This window comes from Xanthomonas sp. D-109, from assembly GCF_017746095.1.
Classification (GTDB): Bacteria; Pseudomonadota; Gammaproteobacteria; order Xanthomonadales; family Xanthomonadaceae; genus Xanthomonas_A; species Xanthomonas_A sacchari.
In genome coordinates this window covers 21,523-44,794 of sequence record NZ_JAGHWV010000020.1, presented here as the reverse complement: position 1 = coordinate 44,794, position 23,272 = coordinate 21,523, and the positions used below count along the sequence as shown (strand labels likewise).

The 23,272-nt window shown below is 68.5% G+C and carries 12 protein-coding genes; all 12 read right to left on the bottom strand.

Annotated features, from left to right (window positions below; all coding sequences use genetic code 11):
- Window positions 1–71 precede the first annotated feature (71 nt).
- On the bottom strand, window positions 72–2,312 hold the full coding sequence (locus J7357_RS17300; RefSeq protein ID WP_209248410.1) for a methyl-accepting chemotaxis protein: 2,241 nt from the start codon (window positions 2,310–2,312) through the stop codon (window positions 72–74).
- A gap of 452 nt (window positions 2,313–2,764) precedes the next feature.
- Window positions 2,765–4,990 (bottom strand): methyl-accepting chemotaxis protein, encoded by a 2,226-nt coding sequence (locus tag J7357_RS17295; RefSeq protein WP_209248408.1) that lies wholly within the window; start codon window positions 4,988–4,990, stop codon window positions 2,765–2,767.
- Window positions 4,991–5,157: 167 nt separating this feature from the next.
- Window positions 5,158–7,539 carry a methyl-accepting chemotaxis protein gene (locus J7357_RS17290; RefSeq protein WP_209248406.1) on the bottom strand — a complete coding sequence of 794 codons (2,382 nt, stop codon included), beginning with the start codon at window positions 7,537–7,539 and terminating at the stop codon, window positions 5,158–5,160.
- Window positions 7,540–7,639: 100 nt separating this feature from the next.
- On the bottom strand, window positions 7,640–8,002 hold the full coding sequence (locus tag J7357_RS17285; RefSeq protein WP_019799144.1) for a hypothetical protein: 363 nt from the start codon (window positions 8,000–8,002) through the stop codon (window positions 7,640–7,642).
- Between the two features lie 193 nt (window positions 8,003–8,195).
- Window positions 8,196–8,690 (bottom strand): chemotaxis protein CheW, encoded by a 495-nt coding sequence (locus tag J7357_RS17280; protein ID WP_010343304.1) that lies wholly within the window; start codon window positions 8,688–8,690, stop codon window positions 8,196–8,198.
- A 121-nt stretch (window positions 8,691–8,811) separates the two neighbouring features.
- On the bottom strand, window positions 8,812–9,594 hold the full coding sequence (locus J7357_RS17275) for a flagellar brake protein (protein ID WP_209230277.1): 783 nt from the start codon (window positions 9,592–9,594) through the stop codon (window positions 8,812–8,814).
- A gap of 59 nt (window positions 9,595–9,653) precedes the next feature.
- On the bottom strand, window positions 9,654–11,861 hold the full coding sequence (locus J7357_RS17270) for a methyl-accepting chemotaxis protein (RefSeq protein ID WP_209248404.1): 2,208 nt from the start codon (window positions 11,859–11,861) through the stop codon (window positions 9,654–9,656).
- The gene (locus J7357_RS17265; RefSeq protein WP_244667627.1) at window positions 11,858–12,361 is read right to left on the bottom strand and encodes a hypothetical protein; all 504 of its coding nucleotides are present in this window, start codon (window positions 12,359–12,361) and stop codon (window positions 11,858–11,860) included. The genes J7357_RS17270 and J7357_RS17265 overlap by 4 nt, the downstream gene beginning before the upstream one ends.
- Before the next feature lie 276 nt (window positions 12,362–12,637).
- The gene (locus tag J7357_RS17260) at window positions 12,638–15,136 is read right to left on the bottom strand and encodes a methyl-accepting chemotaxis protein (RefSeq protein WP_209248402.1); all 2,499 of its coding nucleotides are present in this window, start codon (window positions 15,134–15,136) and stop codon (window positions 12,638–12,640) included.
- Window positions 15,137–15,802: 666 nt separating this feature from the next.
- Entirely contained in the window at window positions 15,803–18,046 is a 2,244-nt protein-coding gene (locus tag J7357_RS17255) for a methyl-accepting chemotaxis protein (RefSeq protein ID WP_209248400.1), read from the bottom strand.
- A 348-nt stretch (window positions 18,047–18,394) separates the two neighbouring features.
- Window positions 18,395–20,644 (bottom strand): methyl-accepting chemotaxis protein, encoded by a 2,250-nt coding sequence (locus J7357_RS17250; RefSeq protein WP_209248398.1) that lies wholly within the window; start codon window positions 20,642–20,644, stop codon window positions 18,395–18,397.
- Window positions 20,645–20,894: 250 nt separating this feature from the next.
- A complete protein-coding gene (locus J7357_RS17245; RefSeq protein WP_209248396.1) occupies window positions 20,895–23,264 on the bottom strand; it encodes a methyl-accepting chemotaxis protein in 2,370 nt (789 codons plus the stop codon).
- Window positions 23,265–23,272: the final 8 nt, after the last annotated feature.

Below are 23,272 nucleotides of genomic sequence, written 5' to 3'. Positions count from 1 at the left end.
GGTTATCGGCCGGGCGCGGCCGAAATTGACAGCCGGCGGTCAGGGACGGCCGCCGGCGGTGGCTTGCCTGCTCAGAACTCCTGCCACTGCGCCTCGCTGGCCGCGGCGGCCGCGACGGCCGGGCGCGGCCGCGCCGTCGCCCGGGTTCCGGTGCGGACGGGGGCCGGGGTGGTCGGCGCGGTCGGCGCGGTCGGCGCATTGGCGGCGACGCCGTGGTAGGTGTCCAGCTTGAAGGCGGCGATGGCCGCGCCCAGCTGGCCGGCCTGGTCCTCCATCGAGCGTGCCGCGGCGGTGGCTTCCTCGACCAGCGCGGCGTTCTGCTGGGTGCTCTCGTCCATCTGCACCACGGTCTGGTTGACCTGCTCGATGCCGGCGGACTGCTCCTGCGAGGCAGCGGCGATCTCGCTCATGATGTCGGTGACGCGCTGCACCGAGGTCACGATCTCCTGCATGGTGCGGCCGGCCTGGTCGACCAGGACCGAGCCTTCGGCGACGCGGCCGACCGACTCGTCGATCAGGCCCTTGATCTCCTTGGCGGCGTTGGCCGAGCGCTGCGCCAGCGTCCGCACTTCGGTGGCGACCACGGCGAAGCCGCGGCCCTGTTCGCCGGCACGGGCGGCTTCCACCGCCGCGTTGAGCGCCAGGATGTTGGTCTGGAAGGCGATGCCGTCGATGACGCCGATGATGTCGGCGATCTTCTTCGACGAGGCCTCGATCCCGTTCATGGTGGTGACCACCTGGCCGACCACGTCGCCGCCCTGCGAGGCGACTGCGGCCGCGCCGGCGGCGAGCTGGTTGGCCTGGCGCGCGTACTCGGCGTTCTGCTTCACGGTGGAGGTCAGTTCCTCCATCGAGGCGGCGGTGCGCTCCAGGCTGGCGGCCTGCTGCTCGGTGCGGCGCGACAGGTCGCCGTTGCCGCTGGCGATCTCAGTGGAGGCGACATTGATGTTGGCGGCGGCGGCCTGGATGCGGCCGACGATGGCCGCCAACTGCGCAGCGGTGGCATTGGCGTCGTCGCGCATGCGCCCGAACACGCCGTGGTACTCGCCGTGCATGCGCGCGGTGAGGTCGCCGGCGGCGATGGCCTGCAGCAGCGTCGACAGCTCGCCCAGGTTGCGGTCGCTGACCTCCATCATCGCGTTGAGGTCCTGCACCATCGTCCGGAAGCCGTACTGGAACCGCTCGGAGTCGCCGCGCGTGCCGAACGCACCGGCCGCCGCCGCCTCCGCCAGCTGCTTGATCTGCTCGCTCATCGCGGTCAGGTTCTGCTTGGCCATGTCCATGGTGTCGGTGAGCACGGCCTTTTCGCCGGGCAGGCGGTCCATGTCCTCGGACAGGTCGCCGATCGCGTAGCGCTTGATGATGTCCAGCAGGCGCATCTTCACCGCGATGTGCGAGGCCACCAGGTCGTTGGTGCCCTTGACCATCTGCCCGTACTCGCCCGGAAAGGCGTTCTCGTCCATGCGGTAGCTGATGGTGCCGTTCGCGTGCTGGCGTGCCATCTCTTCCTGCGCGCGGATCACCGTGTGGATGCGCGAGCGCATGATCAGCATGTCGTCCATCAGCTCGCCGATCTCGTCCTTGCCGTGCGGATAGGTGGCGCCGTCCAGTTCACCGCGCGCTACCGCCTGCGACAGGCGCTTGGCCGCGTGCAGCTGGCGCGCCATGCCGCGCGCGATCAGCCAGGCGGTGACGCCGGCGAACAGCACGGCCAGCCCCAGCAGCGTCAGGATCAGCGTCTTGGTGTTGGACAACTGGCTGTCGGCGCGGTCCATTTCCCGATTCAGTTCGGCGACGTTGTACTCGGTGAGCGCCACGATGCGATCGAACAGGGTCCGGCGCAGCGCCCGCGACCGGGTGTCGGAGATCGTTTGCGCGCCGGCCACGTCGCCGGCGCGCAGCGCGGCGCCCATCTCGGTGTTGGCCTGCAGATAGGCCTTCAGGGTTTCCTGCACGCCGGCGTACATCTGCACCTGCTTGGCATCGCGCATCATCGCCGCGATGACCTGCTGGTTCTTCGCCACCTCGGTGCGCACCTTCTGCATGCGCTTGAAGTAGTCGGCCTGGGCCTTGGGATCGTCCGCGCGCGCCAACTGCGCCAGTTCGTAGGTGCGGAATTCGCCGAGCTGCGCGCGTACCTCGGCCATGGCCTGGGTCGCCGGTACCCAGTCGTGCTGGATGCGCCTGAACTCGGCGATCGAGAGATTGGTGCGCGAGTAGGTGAGGGCCCCCAGCACCAAGGTCAGCAGCGTGGTCACGGCGAAGGCGACGATCAGCTTGTCGCGGATTTTCAGGTGCGCGAGGACGTTCATGGGCATTCCATGTGCAGCAGCGGATTGAAAAGGACGGGGCAACCGGCGGGTCAGCCGGCGAGGACGAGGCAAGGCGAGGGCGGCGACAGGGGGCAGGCGCGGCGGAGTCGATCCCGGACCGCGCGCAGGCGGCTCCAAGGTCTTTGGTGGGGGCGCGCAGCGGAGAGCGGGTGCGCCGCGCCGGTGGCGGCACCGGCGGGCAAACGCCGGCCGGTGCCGGGCCTGCGCGTGCGTGCGGCGACGCGGCATCGCCATGGGAGGCTGGACGATGGTGGACGGCGAAGGCTAGGCATCACGTGCTCCCTGAACGGTCGCGGTCGTGACCCGGCGATGTCATGCGCGGATCACGGAGCGTGATCCTGTTATCGACTCGTGCGGCGATTGCTTGAACCGCGCCAGGGGGCGAATCCTCGCGCGTCGCGTGATTGTTCCTATCGCAGCGGTATTGGCGCTCAATCGGCCTCGACGGTCGGGCCGGCCGTGCGGACCAGCCGCAACGGCGCCTGCCGCGCGGCGGTGCGTGCCGTTGCCCGGGGCGCGGTGCCCGCGCCGCCGTCCGCACCGGCCGGCGCCGCGTCCAGCCGGAACACCGCCGCCGCCTCGCCGAGCCGGCGGCCTTGCTCTTCCAGCGCCCGTGCCGAGGCGCCGGCTTCCTCGACCACGGCGACGTTCTGCTGGATCGCCTGGTCCATCTGCGCCACGGTGCTGCTGACCTGCTCGATGCCCATCGACTGCTCCCGCGAGGCCGCTGCGATCTCGCCGATGATGTCGGTCACGCGCTGCACCGAGGTCACGATCTCGCTCATGGTGCGGCCGGCCTGGTCGACCAGGGCCGAGCCCTCGCTGACGCGACCGACCGACTCGTCGATCAGCGTCTTGATTTCCTTGGCGGCGTTGGCCGAGCGCTGCGCCAGCGTCCGTACTTCGGTGGCGACCACGGCGAAGCCGCGGCCCTGTTCGCCGGCGCGTGCCGCTTCCACGGCGGCGTTGAGCGCCAGGATGTTGGTCTGGAAGGCGATGCCGTCGATGACGCTGATGATGTCGGCGATCTTCTTCGACGAGGCCTCGATGCCGCTCATGGTCTCGACCACCCGGCCGACCACGTCGCCGCCCTGCGAGGCCACCGAGGCCGCGCCGACCGCCAGTTGGTTGGCCTGCCGCGCGTGCTCGGCGTTCTGCTTGACCGTGGAGGTCAGCTCCTCCATCGACGCGGCGGTCTCTTCGAGGTTGGCGGCCTGCTGTTCGGTGCGGCGCGACAGGTCCTCGTTGCCGGTGGCCAGTTCCGTGGTGGCGCCGTGGATGCTGCGCGCCGCGGCCTGGATGCGGCCGACGATGTCGGCGAGCTGGTCGGCGGTGGTGTTGGCATCCTCGCGCATCCGCGCGAACACCCCGTGGAATTCGCCGTGCATGCGCGCGCTCAGGTCGCCGGCGGCGATGGACTGCAGCAGCGTGGACAGCTTGCCCAGGTTGCGGTCGCTGACCTCCATCATCGCGTTGAGGTCCTGCACCATCAGCCGGAAGTCGTGCTGGAAGCGCGCCGCGTCGCCGCGCACGCTGAAGTCGCCGGCGGCGGCGGCGGCGGCCAGGCGCTTGATCTCGGTGTTGATCGCCAGCAGGCTGGCCTTGGCCGCGTCCATCGACTCGTGCAGCACCGCGCGGCTGCCGGGCAGGCGACGGGCGTCGCGGCGCAGGTCGCCGTTGGCGTATTCGTTGAGGACGGCGATGGCGTCGACGATGGCGTCCAGGTGCTCGAACATCATGCGGTTGATGCTCGCGGCCAGGTCACCGTACACGCCGGGAAAATCCTCCGGCATGCGGTGGGACATGTCCTTGTCGGCGTGCAGCACCGCCATCTGTGCGGTCTCGTTGGAGAAGCGCTCCAGCATCCGGATCATCTCGCCGGTGGCGCCCAGCATCTGGCCGGTCTCGTCGCGGCCGGGATTGTCGATGCGCACGCTGAGGTCGCCACGCGACACCGCGCGGATCGCTTCCAGGCTGCGCGCCACCGGGCGCAGCACCGAGCTGCCGATCAGCCAGTTGATGCCGAAGGTGAGCAGCACCAGGATGCCGCCGGCCAGGGTCATGACGCCGGTGAAGATCAAGGCCTGCCCCTGCACGTCGTCCATGTAGACGCCGGTGCCGATCACCCAGTGCCAGGGCGCGAACGGCGCGTTGTAGGAGACCTTCTCCACCGGCTTGTCGTTGCCGGGCTTGGGCCACAGGTAGTCGACGTAGCCGCCGCCGGCCTCGGCCACCTTCACGAACTCGCGGAACACCGGCTTGCCGTCGGCGCTGAGCACCTGGCCGATGTCCTTGCCGATCAGGTCCTTGCGGGTGGGGTGCATCAGCATGGTCGGGTGCATGTCGTGCACGTAGAAGTAATCCACGCCGTCGCGGGCGCGCATCGACTCCAGCGTGCGCAGGGCGGTGCGTTGCGCTTCCTCCAGCGGCATGCTGCCCTTGTCCACTTCCGCGGCATAGGCGCGTACCACGCCCAGCGCCAGTTCGATCTGGCCCTTCAGCGCCTGCTCGCGGGTATTGCGGATGTCCAGGTACTGCATCCGCGCGGCGATCACCGCCAGCAGGACGATGCCGGCACCCAGCAACACGGTCTGCCACAGGAACTTGCGGCGCAGCGGCAGATCCGAGAGACGGGTGAGCAGTGAGCGAGACGACATGGACGTGGTCCTTGAAGGTGTTCACTAGGCTTTAACGGCCGCGGCAGGGAAGAAGTTGAGTGCGCCGTGCGGCGCGATGTAGACAATCCTCGCGTCGACGCGGCCACAAAAAAAATCCCCGGCGCGAAGGCCGGGGATGGGAAACGCTGCGACAGGCTGGGCAGGCCTCAGAATTCCTGCCAGTCCGAATCGGCCAGCGCCGGTTCGGCCTTGCGGGCGCGCACGGCGGGTTTGGCGGGAGCGACGGCCGCCGGCTTCTTCGCCACCGGTGCCGGCTTCGGCGCGGCCACCAAGTGCGGGGCGTGCGACGCCACGGCCTGTGCCGACTGCTCGACACGGAAGATCGACACGGCTTCGGTCAGCTGGCCGGCCTGCTCTTCCATCGAGCGGGCGGCGGCGGTGGCTTCTTCGACCAGGGCGGCGTTCTGCTGGGTGGTCTCGTCCATCTGGGTGACAGTCTGGTTGACCTGTTCGATGCCGGCCGACTGCTCCTGCGAGGCGGCGGCGATCTCGCCCATGATGTCGGTGACGCGCTGCACCGAGGCGACGATCTCGGTCATGGTCTGGCCGGCCTGGCGCACCAGGGTCGAGCCATTGGCCACCTGGCCGACCGACGCGTCGATCAGGCCCTTGATCTCCTTGGCGGCGTTGGCCGAGCGCTGGGCGAGGGTGCGCACTTCGCTGGCGACCACGGCGAAGCCACGGCCCTGTTCGCCGGCACGCGCGGCTTCGACCGCCGCGTTGAGCGCCAGGATGTTGGTCTGGAAGGCGATGCCGTCGATGACCGAGATGATGTCGCCGATCTTCTTCGATGACGCTTCGATCCCGCTCATGGTCTCGACCACCCGGCCGACCACGTCGCCGCCCTGCGAGGCCACCGAGGCCGCACCCGCGGCCAACTGGTTGGCCTGGCGCGCGTGCTCGGCGTTCTGCTTGACGGTGGAGGTCAGTTCCTCCATCGAGGCCGCGGTCTCTTCGAGGTTGGCGGCCTGCTGCTCGGTGCGGCGCGACAGGTCGTCGTTGCCGGCGGCGATCTCGCCGGCCGCGGCATTGATCGCGTTGGCCGCCTGCTGGATGCGACCGACGATGGCCGCCAGTTGCTCGGCGGTGGCATTGGCGTCGTCGCGCATGGTCGCGAACACGCCCTTGAAGTCGCCGTGCATGCGCGCGGTGAGGTCGCCCTGCGACAGCGAGGTCAGCAGCTTGGACACTTCGCCGATGCTGTCGCCATTGGCCTGCAGCAGGCCATTGAGCTGCTGCGCCAGTTGCAGGAAGAAGCCGTGCTTGCCGTCCAGGCCGACGCGCCCGCTGAGGTCGCCGGCGGCGGCCTCGCGCACGATCTTGGCCACTTCCTGCTCGACCTGCGCTTCCAGGGTGCGGTCGCGCGATTCGCACACGAAACCGATGTGGGTGCCGTGCTGGTCGCGGATGGCGGTGATGGTCTGGGCGATGCGCGCGTCGACGTAGGCCATCTCGCGTTCCATCACACCCTTCTTTTCCAGCTCCGACAGGGTCTTGGGATCGTGCTGGTTGCCGTACTCCAGCACCGTCACCGGCGAGCCGACCAGCGGCAGGCTCGAATCGAAGGCCGGCGCCACCGAGTGGATCTGCTCGGCGTACTTGTCGGTCAGGCCCTGCATCGAGGGGTTGGCGTAGACGATGTTGTAGTCCAGGTCGACGATGAACATGCCGGTCGAGGAATTGTCCAGCGCGGTGCGGATGCGCAGGTTCTCGGCAGCCACCGCGGCGTCGCGCTCGATGCGCCCACGCAGGTCCTGCTGCATGCGCTTGAGCGCCTGCATCAGTTCGCCGATTTCGTCCTTGCCGTTGGCGTCGATATGTCCGTCCAGCTTGCCGCCGGCCACGTCGCTGGCCACCTTGACCGCATCGCGCACGCTGTTGGCCAGCATCCGCCCGAACAGGACGGCCAGGCCGATCGCTGCGCCGAGGCCGATCAGCAGGCAGATCAACAGGGTCGCGGAGGCCTTGCTGTAGGTGCCGCTGGCGGCATCGGCCGCGGCCTTGGCCTGGCGGTCGTTCTCGGCGATCAGGGCGACGACGTCGTCCACCACCTTGTTGTGCAGGGTGCGGGTCTCGCCGGTGAAGGTGTCGATGGCGTCGTCGTGCAGGTCGAGCTGCAGCATCTCGTCGACGGACTGGTAGGAGGCGCTGGCCTTCTTCCAGTCGGCGACCAGACGCTCGTAGATGGTCTTTTCCTGCGGGCTGCCGATCTTTGGCGGATACTTGGCCAGGATCTGGTCCATCTGCTTCTTCAGCGCGACCTTGCGCGCGGCCGATTCCTTCTTCAGCGCGTCGCTGCTGCGGATCAGGCTCTGGTAGGCCGCGTTGCGGTACTCGCCGAGGATGCCGCGCATTTCGCCGCCGGTGCGCACGCTCGGCACGACCTGCGCCGACACGTTGCTGGCCACGCCATTGAGCGAGTGCAGACCGCGATAGGCGGCCACGCCCTGGATGAGCATCAACGCCAGCACGACGCCGAACGCCAGCATCAGTTTGGGCATCACCTTGAGATCTTTAATCCACTGCATGAGCGCGTTTCCCGTAATTCGGAGGGGGCGACAAGGGCAAGAACGGCAAACGCCGCCGCGCCGGACCGCGTGCACGGGTCCAGCACGGCGGCGCCGGGGCTTACTTGATGGTGGCCAGCTTCAGGCTGGACGGCGCGCTGACCTGGATTTCGGCGCGCGAGCTGTCCCGCTCGATCTTGCCGATCACGCACACGTCCTTGCCTTCCAGGGTTTCCGGCGGGAAGCCGAACTTGCTGCGGTCGGCGCCGGCGATGCGGGCGGAGAAGGTGTGGCGCGGGAACATGCCGCCCATGTACAGGAAGGTCGGCTCGCCCTCGGAATTCTGCGCGTACTTGGCTTTCTCGACCTTGCCGCAGACCATGCCGTCCTTGCCGACGAACCGGGTGGCCATCTCCGGCGGGATCATCTGCTGGGACTGGGCGAAGGTGCTGGGGCTGGCGGCGAGCAGCAGGACCAGCAGCATGGGAAAGCTCGGTTTCATGGAACGACTCCTTGAGGGCGGGGGGATGAAGTGAGGGCCGTGTGATGCCGGCCACTCTTCAGCTATCGGCCTGAAACCGGTTAACTTGATTCTCACAAGTGATAAACAGTTCGCATTTCAATAAAAAACCCGCCGGGCGGCGGGTTTCGTCTACAGCCCGGCGGCGCAGGCCGCGTCAGGCGGCTTCGTCGACGTGGGCGTGCTGCTGGCCGAACTCGGCGCTGTCGAGCAGGGTCTCGATATCCAGCAGGATCAACATCTTGTCGTCCTGGGTGCCGATGCCCGAGATGAAGCGGGTGTCGACCGCGGCGCCGAATTCGGGGGTCGGACGGATCTGCTCCTGGTTCAGCGGGATCACGTCGGAGACGCTGTCGACCACGATGCCGACCACGCGGTTCTCGACGTTGAGCACGATCATCACGGTGAAGGCGTCGTAACGGGCTTCCTTCAGGCGCAGCTTCAGGCGCAGGTCGATCACCGGCACGATGGTACCGCGCAGGTTGATCACGCCCTTGATGTACTCGGGGGCGTCCGGGACCCGGGTGACCGAATCGTAGCCGCGGATTTCCTGCACCTTGAGGATATCCACGCCGTAGTGTTCTTCGCCGAGGGTGAAGCTGAGGAATTCGCCGCCAGTGGCGTCGGAGGTGGAGCTGGTCTTGTCGTTCATCGTGTGCTCCTGGTGCGCACGGGATTGCGGGTGGTGGCGTAAGGGGAAAGCGCGACTCTGATGCTAGATCGGCGCGGTGGCGACGAACTTTAGGCCTGGAGCGGGGTGCCGCTGCCGGCGTTCAGGAAAGCACGCCGCTCTTGCGGGCGCTGCGCTGGCGTTCGATGCGGAACACGTAGCGCTGGATCGCCGCGTCGGCGCCGCGCGGCAGGTCCTGGAAGCGCATGCCCACGCGCAGCGTGTCCTGGCCGTTGGCCAGCTTGGAGACATACATGTTGCAGACCTGCAGGGTCAGGCGGATGGCATCGGCATCGGGCAACTGCAGCACGCAGTTGGGGTAACTCTGCTGCAGCTGCGGCATGGGCTGGCCCTGCACCAGGGCCACGGCCAGGCCGCCGCCGCTGATGTCCACCACGCGCAGCTTCAGTTCCACCTTGCCTTCATCGTCCTCGAAACGCAGCACGCACAGCGGCGAGTCGGTGATCGGGGTTTCCAGGCGGAAATGCTCGCGCCGCTGCAGGTAGTACAGCGATTCCGGCAGCGGGGCGCGGAAGCCCGGCTGGCCGTCGTCGTCGGTGCGCTGCGGGGATTCGATGCGGAAACGCACCCGCACCTTGTCCAGCTGGGCGAAGCACAGCAGGTAGTCGGCCTGCTCGGCGGCGCGGTTGGAGGCTTCGTTGACGCTCAAGTCCAGCAACAGGCTGTCCTCGTCCAGGTCCAGCAGCGCGGTCGAGAAGGCCTGGTCGCGGCCGCCCACATGGGCGCTGACCTGCGAACGCTGCTGGATCAGCGACTGTAGCAACTGGCGGATCTGCCTTGGCTTGGTCAGCAGGAAACGGTCGTCCTCCACTTCTTCTTCCGGCGAAGACGGGACAGGGGAGTCGCTGGGGATGCCTTCGGCCATGGTGGACAATGCGTACTGGTGGTGGGTGAGGCGGCGCGCGTCGGCCCGCCCCACGCATGCTATCGGCTGAGCACGGCGTTTTTGTAGACCGGACGCACGTTGCCGACTGTGGCACTGGCGCCCAGCGGCGGGCGCTGCTCCAGGGTGAAGGATGCCACGGCCTGCGCCAGTGCGCCGGCCTCCTGTTCCATCGAGCGGGCGCTGGCGCTGGCTTCCTCGACCAGTGCGGCGTTCTGCTGGGTCGCCTCGTCCATCTGCGCGACGGTCTGGTTGACCTGCTCGATGCCGGCCGACTGCTCCTGCGAGGCCGAGGCGATCTCGCGCATGATGTCGGTGACGCGCTGCACCGAGCTCACGATCTCCTGCATGGTCTTGCCGGCCTGGTCGACCAGGGCCGAGCCTTCGGCCACGCGGGTCACCGAGTCGTCGATCAGGCCCTTGATCTCCTTGGCGGCGCCGGCCGAGCGCTGCGCCAGCACCCGCACCTCGCTGGCCACGACGGCGAAGCCGCGGCCCTGTTCGCCGGCACGTGCGGCTTCCACCGCGGCGTTGAGCGCGAGGATATTGGTCTGGAACGCGATGCCGTCGATGACCGAGATGATGTCGGCGATCTTCTTCGAGGAGGTCTCGATGCCGCTCATGGTGGTGACCACCTGGCCGACCACGCTGCCGCCTTGCGAGGCGACGGCCGCCGCACCCACCGCCAACTGGTTGGCCTGGTGCGCATGCTCGGCGTTCTGCTTGACGGTGGAGGTCAGCTCTTCCATCGACGCGGCGGTTTCCTCCAGGCTGGCGGCCTGCTGCTCGGTGCGGCGCGACAGGTCCTCGTTGCCGGCGGCGATCTCGCCGGCGGCGGTGTTGATCGCATCCGAGGCGCCCTGGATCTGCCGCACGATCGCCGACAGTTGCGCGGCGGTGGCGTTGGCGTCGTCCTTCATGTTCGCGTACACGCCCTGCAGGTCGGCATCGATGCGCCGCGACAGATCGCCCTGGGCCAGCGCGCGCAGCATCTGCTGGATGTGGCCCAGGCCGGCCGCGCCGGCGGCGAGCATGGCGTTGATCTGTTCGCCCAGCTGCAGCAGGAAGCCGTGCTTGTCGTCCAGGCGGATGCGCCCGCCGAGGTCGCCGGCGACCGCGCCGCGCACGATGCCGGCGATCTCCTCTTCCACCGCCACTTCCTCGGTGCGGTCGGCCCATTCCACCACGAAGCCCAGGCGGTTGCCGGTCGCGTCGGTGACCGGATTGACGATCAGCCGCATGGTGTGGCCGCCGACGCGGATCTGCGCGCGGTGGGTGCCCTTCAGCTCGGCGAGCATGCGCGCCTGGTGCTCGGGATGGCGATGGAACACGTCGATGGTCTTGCCCAGCAGGTCGCTGGCATCGAACTGCGGCAGGTCGCGGCGCAGGTCGTCCTGCACATCAGTCAGCATCTGCAGCAGCGGCCGGTTGACGTAGACGATGCGGCGCTCGGCGTCGGCGATCATCACGTTGGTGGTGACGTCGTCCAGCGCGGTGCGGATGCGCAGGGTCTCGCGCTGCGCCTCGCTGTCCTGCTCGCGGCTGCGCAGCAACTGTGCGTTGGCCGCCACCAGGGTATGGGCGATGGAGCCTTCCGGCAGGTCCAGCGCGCGGATCGCCGCCGACAGCGGCTGCTGTTGGGCCATCGCACGCGCGGCCTGCGCCAGGTCGTGCGGATCGTGGCCCACGTCCAGCAGTTGCCGGCGCATCTGCACCGCCATCGGCACCAGGATGGCCGTTTCCACGACCACGTACAGCGCATGGATGACCAGGATGCCGATGCCCGCGTCGGCGGTGAACGCCAGCACCGGCAGGCCGCGGTGCTGCAGCCAGAAGAACAGCACGTGATGCACGGCGATCGCCGCGGCGGCGACCACGATCGGGCGCCAGTCGCGGTAGTACAGCAGCAGCGCGATCAGCAGGATCACGCCGAAGTGCACTTCGATCATGCCGCCGGACTGCTGGATCAGCACGGCGGCCTGCACCATCAGGCCCAGCGCCACGGTGCAGCGGCTCAACAGACTGCCGGGGTGCAGCTTCACCTGCAGGGCAACGACCGCCAGGGTCGGCAGGCTGACCGCCAGCCATGGTGTCCACGCGGCCTCGTGCCAGGCGGCGGCCAGGCTGGCGAGCGTGGCCACGACGGACACCGCCACGAACAGCCGGTCGGCCTGCGCCGCCAGTTTCTGCAGGTAGACGTAGCGCTCGTTGCCGACGAGAAAATGGCCTTGGGTAGGCGAGGCGCTCATGCAAGGGGCTCCTTGGAGTCGGTGGGACAGCTGCACTGGGCAGGAGAGATCAGCGGTGAGGTATCGCCGCTGGCCAGCAAGCGTGGGATCAGCGCGGCGGCGGCGATCGACGTGCCGCATCCGGCCAGTTGCGCCGGACCGGCATAGATCAGGCGCGCATGCGCATCGAACACGATCAGCGCATACGGCAGCGCCAGCGGCGCAGGGCGGTCGCGCAAGTCCACGCTGTGGATGCCCGGCAGCGCGAGGGCCGCAGGTGCGGCGCAGGCGCAGCCGGCCACGCGCAGGCGAAACGCGACGGCCTGGCCGGCGGGGAGGGAGGCGGGGGCGAACGCCAGCAGGCGTGTGCGGATGGCGTCGGCACTGTCGGCCGGTGGCGGGGTGGCGAGTGCCACCAACCGGGTGGCCGCCCAGACGCTCCAGAGCACCAGCAGCAACAGCCCCAATGGCACGCGGGCGAAACCTCGCGAGCGGTGCGTCGTGGCGGAGAGTGCCTGCATGGGAAACAGCCAGCGCTACGCCGGTACTCACCGGCTGCTCACGTTATCGACAGCACCTATCGTTCCTTAAGGTGGCAGTCATCACAATTCACGTGGTGGTAACGACGCTGATGTACGTATCTCGCGAAAAACTTGATGCGCAGTGCCAGAAACGCGCTCGGCCGCGGAACTGGTCCACGGCCGAGTGATGTGTAGGGTGTGGCCTCGGCATGGGACGGGAGCCGAGGCCTGGGCACGACAGATGGCGCGTCTGGTTGCGCCACCGCGCGCGTGGACTCAGGCGAAGGCGTGTGCCTGCCTGCGCGCGGCCGGCACCGCCGACGAGCGTAGCGGCGATGTCGCCGCGTCCACCTTGAACACCGCCACCGCCTGGCGCAGTTGCCCGGCCTGTTCCTCCATCGAGCGGGCGGCCGCAGTGGCTTCCTCGACCAGTGCGGCGTTCTGCTGGGTGCTCTCGTCCATCTGGGTGACGGTGCGGTTGACCTGCTCGATGCCGGACGATTGCTCCTGCGAGGCCGCGGCGATCTCGCCGATGATGTCGGTGACGTGCTGCACCGAGGTCACGATCTCCTGCATGGTGGTGCCGGCGCGCTCGACCAGTGCCGAGCCTTCGGCGACGCGGCCGACCGACTCGTCGATCAGGCCCTTGATCTCCTTGGCGGCGTTGGCCGAGCGCTGGGCGAGGGTGCGCACCTCGCTGGCGACCACGGCGAAACCGCGGCCCTGCTCGCCGGCACGGGCAGCCTCGACCGCGGCGTTGAGCGCCAGGATGTTGGTCTGGAAGGCGATGCCGTCGATCACCGAGATGATGTCGGCGATCTTCTTCGAGGAGGTCTCGATGCCGCTCATGGTCTGCACCACCTGGCCGACCACGTCGCCGCCCTGCGACGCCACCGAGGCCGCGCCGGCGGCAAGGCGGTTGGCATCGCGCGCGCGCTCGGCGTTCTGCTTGACGGTGGAGGTCAGTTCCTCCATCGACGCGGCGGTCTCCTCCAGGTTGGCGGCCTGCTGCTCGGTGCGGCGCGACAGGTCGTCGTTGCCGGTGGCGATCTCGCTGGCGGCGCCGTTGATGTTGACCGCGGCGGCCTGGATGCGCGCGACGATGGCGGCCAGTTGTTCGGTGGTGGCGTTGGCGTCGTCGCGCATGGTCGCGAACACGCCCTGGAACTGGCCGTGCATGCGCGCGGTCAGGTCGCCGGCGGCGATCGACTGCAGCAGCGACGACAGTGCCTGCAGGTTGCCGTCGGCGGTGGCCATCAACTGGTTGAGGCTGTCGACCATCAGCCGGAAGTCGTACTGGAAGCGTTCGGCGTCGCCGCGCACGCTGAAATCGCCCGCCGCCGCGGCGCCGGCCAGGTGCTTGATCTCGGTGTTCATCGCGGTCAGGTTGTGCTTGACCGTGTCCATCGTCTCGGTGAGTCGGGCCTTTTCGCCGGGCAGGCGGTCCATGTCCTCGGACAGGTCGCCGATGGCGTAGCGGCCCATGATCTGCGCCAGGCGCTCGGTCACGGCGATGTGCGCGGCGGCCAGGGCGTTGCTGTCGCGGACCATGCGCCCGTAGTCGCCGGGGAAGCTGCTTTCGTCCATGCGGTAGCTGGTCTGGCCGGCGTCGTGGCGCCGCGCCATCTCGGTCTGTGCGGCCAGCACTTCGCGCAGTTGTTGCTGCATGCGCTGCATGTCGGCCAGCAGCCGCCCGCTTTCGTCGCGGCTGGGCACCACGATGCGGGCGTCGAGGCGGCCTTCGGCGATGTCGGCGGCGACACCGGCAGCGCGACGTACATTGCGGGTCAGCGTGACCAGCGTGTGCGCACAGATCGCCGCGATCAGCAGAGTCAACACGCCGAGTCCGGCCGCCGCGGACCACATCGCCTGCAGCGACGCGTCCAGATGCCGCTGCGACTGGCGCTGCAGCGCCTGCAAGGCGGTGGCGCTCAGGCCGTGCAGGGCCTCGTCCCAGCCGTGCAGGGCGGCGTTCCAACGCTGGTCGGCATCGGCGCCGCCGCTGTCCAGGGCCTGCGCCAGTTGCGGCAGGGCGCGGTCGGCGACGGCGGCTTCGTTGCTCACCGCCTGCGTCAGCGCCGGATCCTGCTGCTCGAGCAGGCCAAGGGCCTTCTTCAGTTCATGCCGCAGGCGCGCCTGGTCGCGCGCCAACTCACCGATCTGGGCGCGCAGGATCGGGGTCTCCGTGCCCGCCTGGGACGGATCGTGCATCGCGTCCAGTCGGGTCAGGGTCTGGCTGGTCACCGGGGCGTAGATCAGGCTGCTGACCACCAGGTGGTAGCTCTCCACGTAGGGCGTGTAGACCAGCTGGCTGTCATCGCGCAGGGCGTCCAGCGCGTCGTCGGCCTTCTCGGCGACCGCCGCGAAGTCGTTGCGCCTGGTCTGCAAGGTCTGCTGCAGCTGCGCCAGCGCCGCCGTGCTGCGGTCGAAGCCGGGCAGGGCCGGCACGGTCCGTTGCAGTTCGCCCAGCGCCCGGTCCGCGGTCTCGCGCGCCTGCGCCGCATCGGCGCCGGTGCCGACCTGCTCTTCCTGCAGGGCCGCCAGCAGCGTCAGCATCTGCCGCAGTGGCGCATAGCTGCGCAACTCGGCGCGGCTGACCTCCACGCCGTCGTTGAGCGTTCGGGTGTACAGCAGCAGCGGAATGACCAGGCCGATCAGGGCCAGGACCCCGATCAGGCTGAGTTTGCGCGCGATGGGGAGGTCGTGCCAGATCCGCAAACGGGAGCGGCGTTCGGAGGCGGGCGGAGCGGCGTGGTTCGCGGAGTGCGACGTCATTGCGCGGGTCTCGGAGGAAGAGCGAAAGAAGGCCTGCACTCGGGTGGAGCGCAGGCCATGGGAATGCAGGGTGGAACGGACCGTCGTCGAGCTTCGCCCGGCTGGAACGCGAACCTACGGCGTGATCGCCGGGGCTCGACCGAATCGGGCAAATCTTTAGCGGCGGCGTTAGACAAAAATTGAATCTGTGATCCGAGCGAGTTAAACGGCCATCAGGGTCGTAGCGCCTGCATGAGGGCACACTGGGCCGGACATACGGGGCGCCACGCCGCACGGATGCAGCTGCGATGCAGGGTATTGTGCGATCCGCGGATGACGGCACGGTTCCGGAATGCGTCGACCTGCCGAGATGCCGTGAACGGCGGCGGTCTGCGGGTGGGAGGAACGTCCTAGCCCGATCCGTTCGCCCGATGGGCGCGTTGCGTGCCCGCGCCGCTGGTCTCGCACGCGGCCGACAGAGCGGGCTGTCGCCGCTGTGACGGGGGCGCACGAGGCAGGTCGGCGCTGACGTGCCGAAGGAGACGCGCGATGCGCGTAGACGCGTGGACAGCAGAACGCCGGCTGCGCGTGTCCACGCAGCCGGCGTCCGATCAGGCCAGGGATGACTGGGGGTGCCGCTGACAGACGCGAGGTGGCGAGGCCGTGTGCGCCCTCGCCACCATGGCCTCAGAACTCCTGCCAGGCGTCGCCATTGCTGGCGGCGGCCACCACGGGCCTGCGTACCGCCGGTTGCGGTGCCGTGCCGGCCTTGCTCGCGACCCGCACCGCCGGCTTGGCCGGCGCCGCGCGCACCGCGGCTGGCCGGGCGATGCTGGCGACACTGTCGATCTTGAACAGCGCGACCGCATCGCTGAGCTGGCCGGCCTGCTCTTCCATCGAGCGCGCGGCGGCGGTGGCTTCCTCGACCAGGGCGGCGTTCTGCTGGGTGGTCTCGTCCATCTGGGTGACGGTCTGGTTGACCTGCTCGATGCCGGCCGACTGCTCCTGCGAGGCGGCCGAGATCTCGCCCATGATGTCGGTGACGCGCTGCACCGAGGCCACGATCTCGCTCATGGTGCGGCCGGCCTGATCGACCAGGGCCGAGCCGGTGGCGACACGGCCGACCGAGTCGTCGATCAGCGTCTTGATCTCCTTGGCGGCATTGGCCGAACGCTGCGCCAGGGTGCGCACTTCGCTGGCCACCACGGCGAAACCACGGCCCTGTTCGCCGGCACGGGCCGCTTCCACCGCGGCGTTGAGCGCCAGGATGTTGGTCTGGAAGGCGATGCCGTCGATCACCGAGATGATGTCGGCAATCTTCTTGGAGGACGCCTCGATCCCGCTCATGGTCTCGACGACCTGGCCGACCACCGCGCCGCCCTGCGAGGCGACCGAGGCCGCGCCCACCGCCAACTGATTGGCCTGGCGGGCGTGTTCGGCGTTCTGCTTCACGGTGGAGGTCAGCTCCTCCATCGAGGCCGCGGTCTCTTCCAGGCTGGCGGCCTGCTGCTCGGTGCGGCGCGACAGGTCATCGTTGCCGGCAGCGATCTCGGTGGCGGCGGCATTGATGCTGACCGCGGCGGTCTGGATGCGGCCGACGATGCCGGTCAACTGGTCGGCGGTGGCATTGGCGTCGTCGCGCATGGTGGCGAACACGCCGTGGAACTCGCCGTCCATGCGTGCGGTCAGGTCACCGGCGGCGATGGACTGCAGCAGCGCCGACAGCTTGCCGAGGTTGCGGTCGCTGACCTCCATCATCGCGTTGAGGTCCTGCACCATCAGCCGGAAGTCGTGCTGGAAATGCGCGGCATCGCCGCGGGCGCTGAAATCGCCGGCCGCGGCCGCGGCGGCCAGGCGCTTGATCTCGGTATTGATCGCCAGCAGGCTGGCCTTGGCCGCATCCATCGACTCGTGCAGCACGGCACGACTGCCGGGCAGGCGGCGCGCGTCGCGGCGCAGGTCGCCGTTGGCGTATTCGTTGAGCACGCCGATGGCATCGACGATGGCGTCCAGGTGTTCGAACATCATGGTGTTGATGCCCTTGCTCAGCTCGCCGTACACGCCCGGGAAGTCCTGCGGCATGCGGTGGCTGATGTCCTTGTCGGCATGCAGCTCGATCATCAGCGCGGTTTCGCTGGAGAAGCGCTGCAACTGGGTCTGCATGCGGCCCATCGCGACCAGCAGGCGGCCGGGTTCGTCGCGCGCGTCGGTGCTCACGTCGTTGTCCAGGCGGCCGTCGGCGATCGCCTCGGCGGCGCGGGTGGCGCGGCCCAGCGGTCCGGTCAGGCTACGGGTGATCGTCCAGCCCAGCAGGCCGCTGACCAGCAGGACCGCAAGGCCGCCGGAGATCAGGATGATGCGGCCGCGTGCCATCGCTGCCGAGGAGATCGCATAGGCCTCCCGGCTCAAGCGCCGCTGCAGATCGGCATTGGCGCGGATCGCCGCCTGCTGCCGCTCCATCGCCACCGCGGCATCGCCCAGCAGCAACGCCTGCGCCTGCGAGTTCAGGTCCTTCTCGCCCAGCGCCATCACCTGATTGTTGAGCTGCACCGACTGCGCCCGCGCACTCTCGATCGCGGCCATGGCCTGGCGTTCGGCCGGGGTCGCCGGCATCGCCGACAGTGCATCGTGCGCGGCCTTGTAGCGCGCCCGGTTGCGCTGCACGATGTCGATCATCTTCTGGTTGGCCGCATCGCCATCGACGATGGTGATGGACAACAGCCCGATCTGCACGTTGGTGTTGGCATCCAGCATCTCGTTGGAGAGGCGCACCTTTTCCATGTTGCCGTTGACGATGCTGTCCAGTTCGCGATGCGCCCTGGCCATGGTCAGCAAGCCCATGGCGACCAGCACGCCGGACAGCAGGATGAGGATGCCGAACGCCATGCCCAGGCGCCGACCGACGTTATAGCGTTGCAGAAGTGCGTTCATAGCCGACCTTTTGGGGGACAGAGGGGAACCGGGGGCGCAATCGCTGGCGACCAGCGATTGCGACACGACCTGGCAATGCCGTGTCGCACCCTCAATATCGACATGCCGGTGAGAAATTGAGCATTTCTCACGGACGTGTTGGCAAATGGTTAGGAAGCTGTCTGCGGTCCGACCTGGGTTGGTCGGCAAGGGCGAAATCCGACGCGGCTCCGACATGCGTTGGCGCCGAATAGAACAGCCTTCGCCCTGTCTCCCGTTCGCCTGTGTTGGCGGGCCTGGCGTGCACAGCGCAGGTGTGGCGTTGCCGCCGAAGCGGTCGCCATGCCGGCGGCATGGCGACCGTGCGACTCAGAACTCCTGCCAGTCGCCGCCGACCGCGACCGCAGCGCGCTTGGCGGGCTGCGTGTGCGAACGTGCCGCTGCCTTGGCGACACGTGGTGCGTTGGCCGCAACGGACGGCCCCCGCGTCGGCGCTGGGTGCACGCCAGCGGCGGTACCGCCGATGCTGTCGATCTTGAACAAGGCCACCGTGCTGGTGAGCTGACCGGCCTGCTCCTCCATCGAACGTGCCGCCGCAGTGGCCTCTTCCACCAGCGCCGCGTTCTGCTGGGTGGTCTCGTCCATCTGCACCACGGTCTGGTTGACCTGTTCGATGCCGGTGGACTGTTCCTGCGAGGCGGCGGAGATCTCGCCCATGATGTCGGTCACGCGCTGCACCGAGGCCACGATCTCGCTCATCGTGCGGCCGGCCTGGTCGACCAGGACCGAACCTTCGGTCACGCGCGTGACCGAGTCGTCGATCAGCCCCTTGATCTCCTTGGCCGCGTTCGACGAGCGTTGGGCAAGGGTGCGCACTTCGCTGGCGACCACGGCGAAACCGCGGCCCTGGTCGCCGGCACGGGCCGCTTCCACCGCGGCGTTGAGCGCCAGGATGTTGGTCTGGAAGGCGATGCCGTCGATCACCGAGATGATGTCGGCGATCTTCTTGGACGAGGCCTCGATGCCGCTCATGGTCTCGACGACCTGGCCGACCACGCTGCCGCCTTGCGAGGCGACGGCCGCCGCGCCCACCGCCAACTGGTTGGCCTGGCGCGCGTGCTCGGCGTTCTGCTTCACGGTGGAGGTCAGCTCTTCCATCGAGGCGGCGGTTTCTTCCAGGCTGGCGGCCTGCTGCTCGGTGCGGCGCGACAGGTCGTCGTTGCCGGCGGCGATCTCGGTGGCTGCAGCGTTGATGCTGACTGCCGCGGTCTGGATGCGGCCGACGATCGCCGCCAACTGCTCGGCGGTGGTGTTGGCATCATCGCGCATCCTGGCGAACACACCATTGAAGTCGCCATGCATGCGCGCGGTGAGGTCGCCGGCGGCGATCGACTGCAGCATCTGCGACAGCGCCTGCAGGTTGCCGTCGGCGGTGGCCATCAGTTGGTTGAGACTCTCGACGATGGCGCGGAAATCGTACTGGAAGTAGACGGTGTCCCCGCGTGCGGCGAAATTGCCGGCCAGGGCGGCGGCGGCGAGCTGGTTGATCTCGCCACTCATGCGCATCAGATTGCCCTTCACCGCGGCCATCGCCGAGGTGATGGCGGCCTTCTCGCCAGGCAGTTGCGGCATATCCTCGGCCAGGTCGCCGATCGCGTAGCGCTCGATCAGGCGGATGGCCTGCATCTTGACTGCAATGTGGTCGGCCACCATCCGGTTCGCGTCGTGCACCATGCGCGCGTAGTCGCCCATGAACGCGGTCTCGTCCATGCGGTAGCTGATCTCGCCGAGGGTGTGGCGGCGCGACATTTCTTCCTGCGCCCGGATCAGGTTGCGCAATTGCGTCTGCATGGTGTGCATGGCATTCAGCAGCCGGCCCGGTTCGTCGCGGGCGTCGGAGAGTACCTCGTTATCCAGTTGCCCGCGGGCGATCGCTTCTGCGACTTCGGTAGCGCGTTGCAGCGGCTGGGTCAGGCTGCGGGTGATGGTCCAGGCCAGCAGGCTGCTGGCAATCAGTACCAACACGCCGCCAGCAAGCAGCAGGCTGCGGCCGTCGTGGGTCGCTTCGGTCGCGGCTGCATAGGCGGTCTGCAATTGCGTGTTCTGCAAGTCCAGGTTCTCGCGAATGTATCCGTTCCAGGCCTGGGTCGCGGGGCGCGAACGCTGCGTCAGCAGCGCCTGCGCTTCGTCGTTGCGATTGACGATGGCCAGGGCAATGACTTGATCATTGAATTTACGTGCGGTTTCGCGTGCGGCGTCGATCTTGGCGCGCACCACCTTGCCCTGTGCCGATGGAGGGAAGGTATCCAGTTCGGCGCGCAGGTCGGCGTAGCGCTGACGGTATTTCTTGATGTCGGCCAGCGCCTGCTGGTTGAGGTCGTCGCTGGTGACGATCGCCAGCGTGCCAAGCGCGATCAGGATGCTGTTGTTGGCGTCGAGCATCCCATTGCTGATGCGGGTCTTCTCGACGTTCTTCTTGACGATCTGGTCCAGCTCGGTCTGGGCGCGCGACATGGAAAGCATGCCTGCGGCTACCAATAAGCAGGACAGCAGGATCAGGAGGCCAAAGGCGCCAGCGAGCCGGCGTCCGACGTTGTAGCGTTGCAGAAAGGCATTCATGTCGACCTCTTCGTTGACGGTGTCCCTGGGACGTCCAGGTCCTTGTCCCTGTAGGCTCCGGCGGCAGGTGCGCGACCGGAGGGGGGGGCGTGGCGGTCAGAAAAGCGAAGAAAGGAAAACCACTGCGTTGCTGTACAACATGTTTCGCCGTCACCCGAATGTGATATCGGCGTGACGGCACATTCCTCGATACGTCGTTGGTCGTAAGACGATTCCCGACGCTGTCTGATTCATTTCCCTACGTGGTTCCTCACGCGGTCAGCGGCTGCCATTCGGTGCCGATCGCGTCGGCGATGGCCTGCGCGTTCGTCTGGGATGCCTGCGTGGCATGCGACGTTGCAGCGATGGCCGAATGGCCGGCCACCACCGCGGCGACGGAGGCTGGGGCAGGGGTGGCACGCGTGGCGTGCTGTTCCAGTCGGAACACGGCCACCGCGTCGCTCAGCTGCGCGGCCTGGTCCTCCATCGAGCGTCCCGCGGCGGTGGCTTCCTCGACCAGCGCAGCGTTCTGCTGGGTGCTCTCGTCCATCTGCGTCACCGTGCGGTTGACCTGCTCGATGCCGGCGGACTGCTCCTGCGAGGCCGCGGAAATCTCGCCCATGATGTCGGTCACGCGGCCCACCGAGGCCACGATCTCCTGCATGGTCTGGCCGGCACGATGTACCAGCTCGGCGCCGGTGGCGACGCGGCCGACCGAGTCGTCGATCAGGCCCTTGATCTCCTTGGCGGCATTGGCCGAGCGTTGCGCCAGCGTGCGCACTTCGCTGGCGACCACGGCGAAGCCGCGGCCCTGTTCGCCGGCACGGGCGGCTTCCACCGCCGCATTGAGCGCCAGGATGTTGGTCTGGAAGGCGATGCCGTCGATGACCGAGATGATGTCGGCGATCTTCTTCGACGCGGTCTCGATGCCGCTCATGGTGTCCACCACCTGGCCGACCACCGCGCCGCCTTGCGAGGCGACCGCGGCGGCGCCGGCCGCGAGCTGATTGGCCTGGCGTGCGTGCTCGGCGTTCTGCTTGACCGTGGCGGTCAGCTCTTCCATCGAGGCCGCGGTCTCTTCCAGGCTGGCCGCCTGCTGCTCGGTGCGTTGCGACAGGTCGCTGTTGCCCTGGGCGATCTCGGTGGCGGCGCTGTGGATGTCGCCGGCGGCACGCTGGATGCGGCCGACGATGTCGGCCAGGCGCTCGGCGGTGCCGTTGGCGTCGTCGCGCATGGTGGCGAAGATGCCGTGGAACTCGCCGTGCATGCGCGCACCGAGATCGCCGTCGGCCAGCGCGCTGAGCAGCCGCGAGACCTCGGCGATGCTGATCGCGTTGGCGTCGAGCAGGCCGTTGAGCTGCTGCGCCAGCATCAGGAAGAAGCCTTGCTTGCCGGTGCGGTCGATGCGCTGCGACAGGTCGCCGGCGGCGGCGCTGCGCACCACCGCGGCCACTTCCGCTTCCACCCGGGTCTCGGCGGTGCGGTCGCGCCATTCGCAGACGAAGCCCAGGTGCGCGCCCTCGGCATTGCGGATGGCGGAGATCTCCTGGGCGATGCAGACCTCGCGATAGCGGACCTCGCGTTGCGCCGCGCCTTGCCGGTCCAGCCGCTGGTAGATTTCCGCGTCCTGCGAATTGCCCACTTCCAGCAGCGCCACCGACTGGCCCAGCAGCGGCGCGGAACGGTCGAATGCCGGCGCGCAGGCGCGGATGTCCTCGGCGTGGGTCTGCAACAGGGTCTGCAGCGCGGTGTTGGCGTAGATGATGGTCAGGTCGGGATCGGCGATGTACATGCCGGTTGAGGCATTGTCCAAGGCGGTGCGGATGCGCAGGTTCTCCGCGGCGACGCTGCGTTCGCGTTCGATGCGCTCGCGCAGTTCGCGCTGCATCCGCGCCAGCGCCGCCATCAGGCTGCGCCCGTGCCTGGCGGCGACCGGAATCGGCTGGTCCAGGCGGCCTTCGGCGATGTGCTGGGCGGCGTCCATCGCCACCCGCGGCTCGCCGCCGAGCAACTGCGCGACCGAGCGCAGGATCCAGGCCGCGGCGGCGGCCAGGCACAGCACGGCGGCCAGCACCGCGCCAGCCTGCTGCCAGGTGGCGCGCTGGCTCTGCTGTTCGGCGGCTTTGCGGCTCTGCTCGTTCAGCGCCAGGATGCTGTCGCTGATCGTGTCCATCTCGCTTTCCAGCCGAGTGAACTGCGCGGTGAAGTCCGCATAGGCGGCGCTGCTGTCGCCGTGGGTCTCGGCCAGCGTCACCACCTTGTCGGCGGCGGCGATGTAGCGCTGCAGCGCCGGCCCGGCGGCATCCAGCTGTGCGCGCAGGGTGCCGTCCAGCGGCAGCTTCTGGTTGTCGTCCAGCGCCTTGCGGAATTCGCCGGCGTGTTCGCCCAGCGACGTGCGCGCCGCCTTGACCCCGTCCGCATCCTGCCGCGCCGCCGCCAGGAGCGCGGACGTGACGTCGCCGCGCAGGGCGTCGTGCATCATGTCGGCCTGCATGTGGTTGCGCAGTGCGTCCGAGGAGGTGACCTGCGCGGCGACCGAGCGCAGCAGGCCTTGCTGTGCGCCGTAGCCGACCCCGCCCAGTGCGAGCAGGGCGAGCACCGCCACCAGCACCAGGATCCCGAGCATATGCATGATTTTCATCGGTGTGG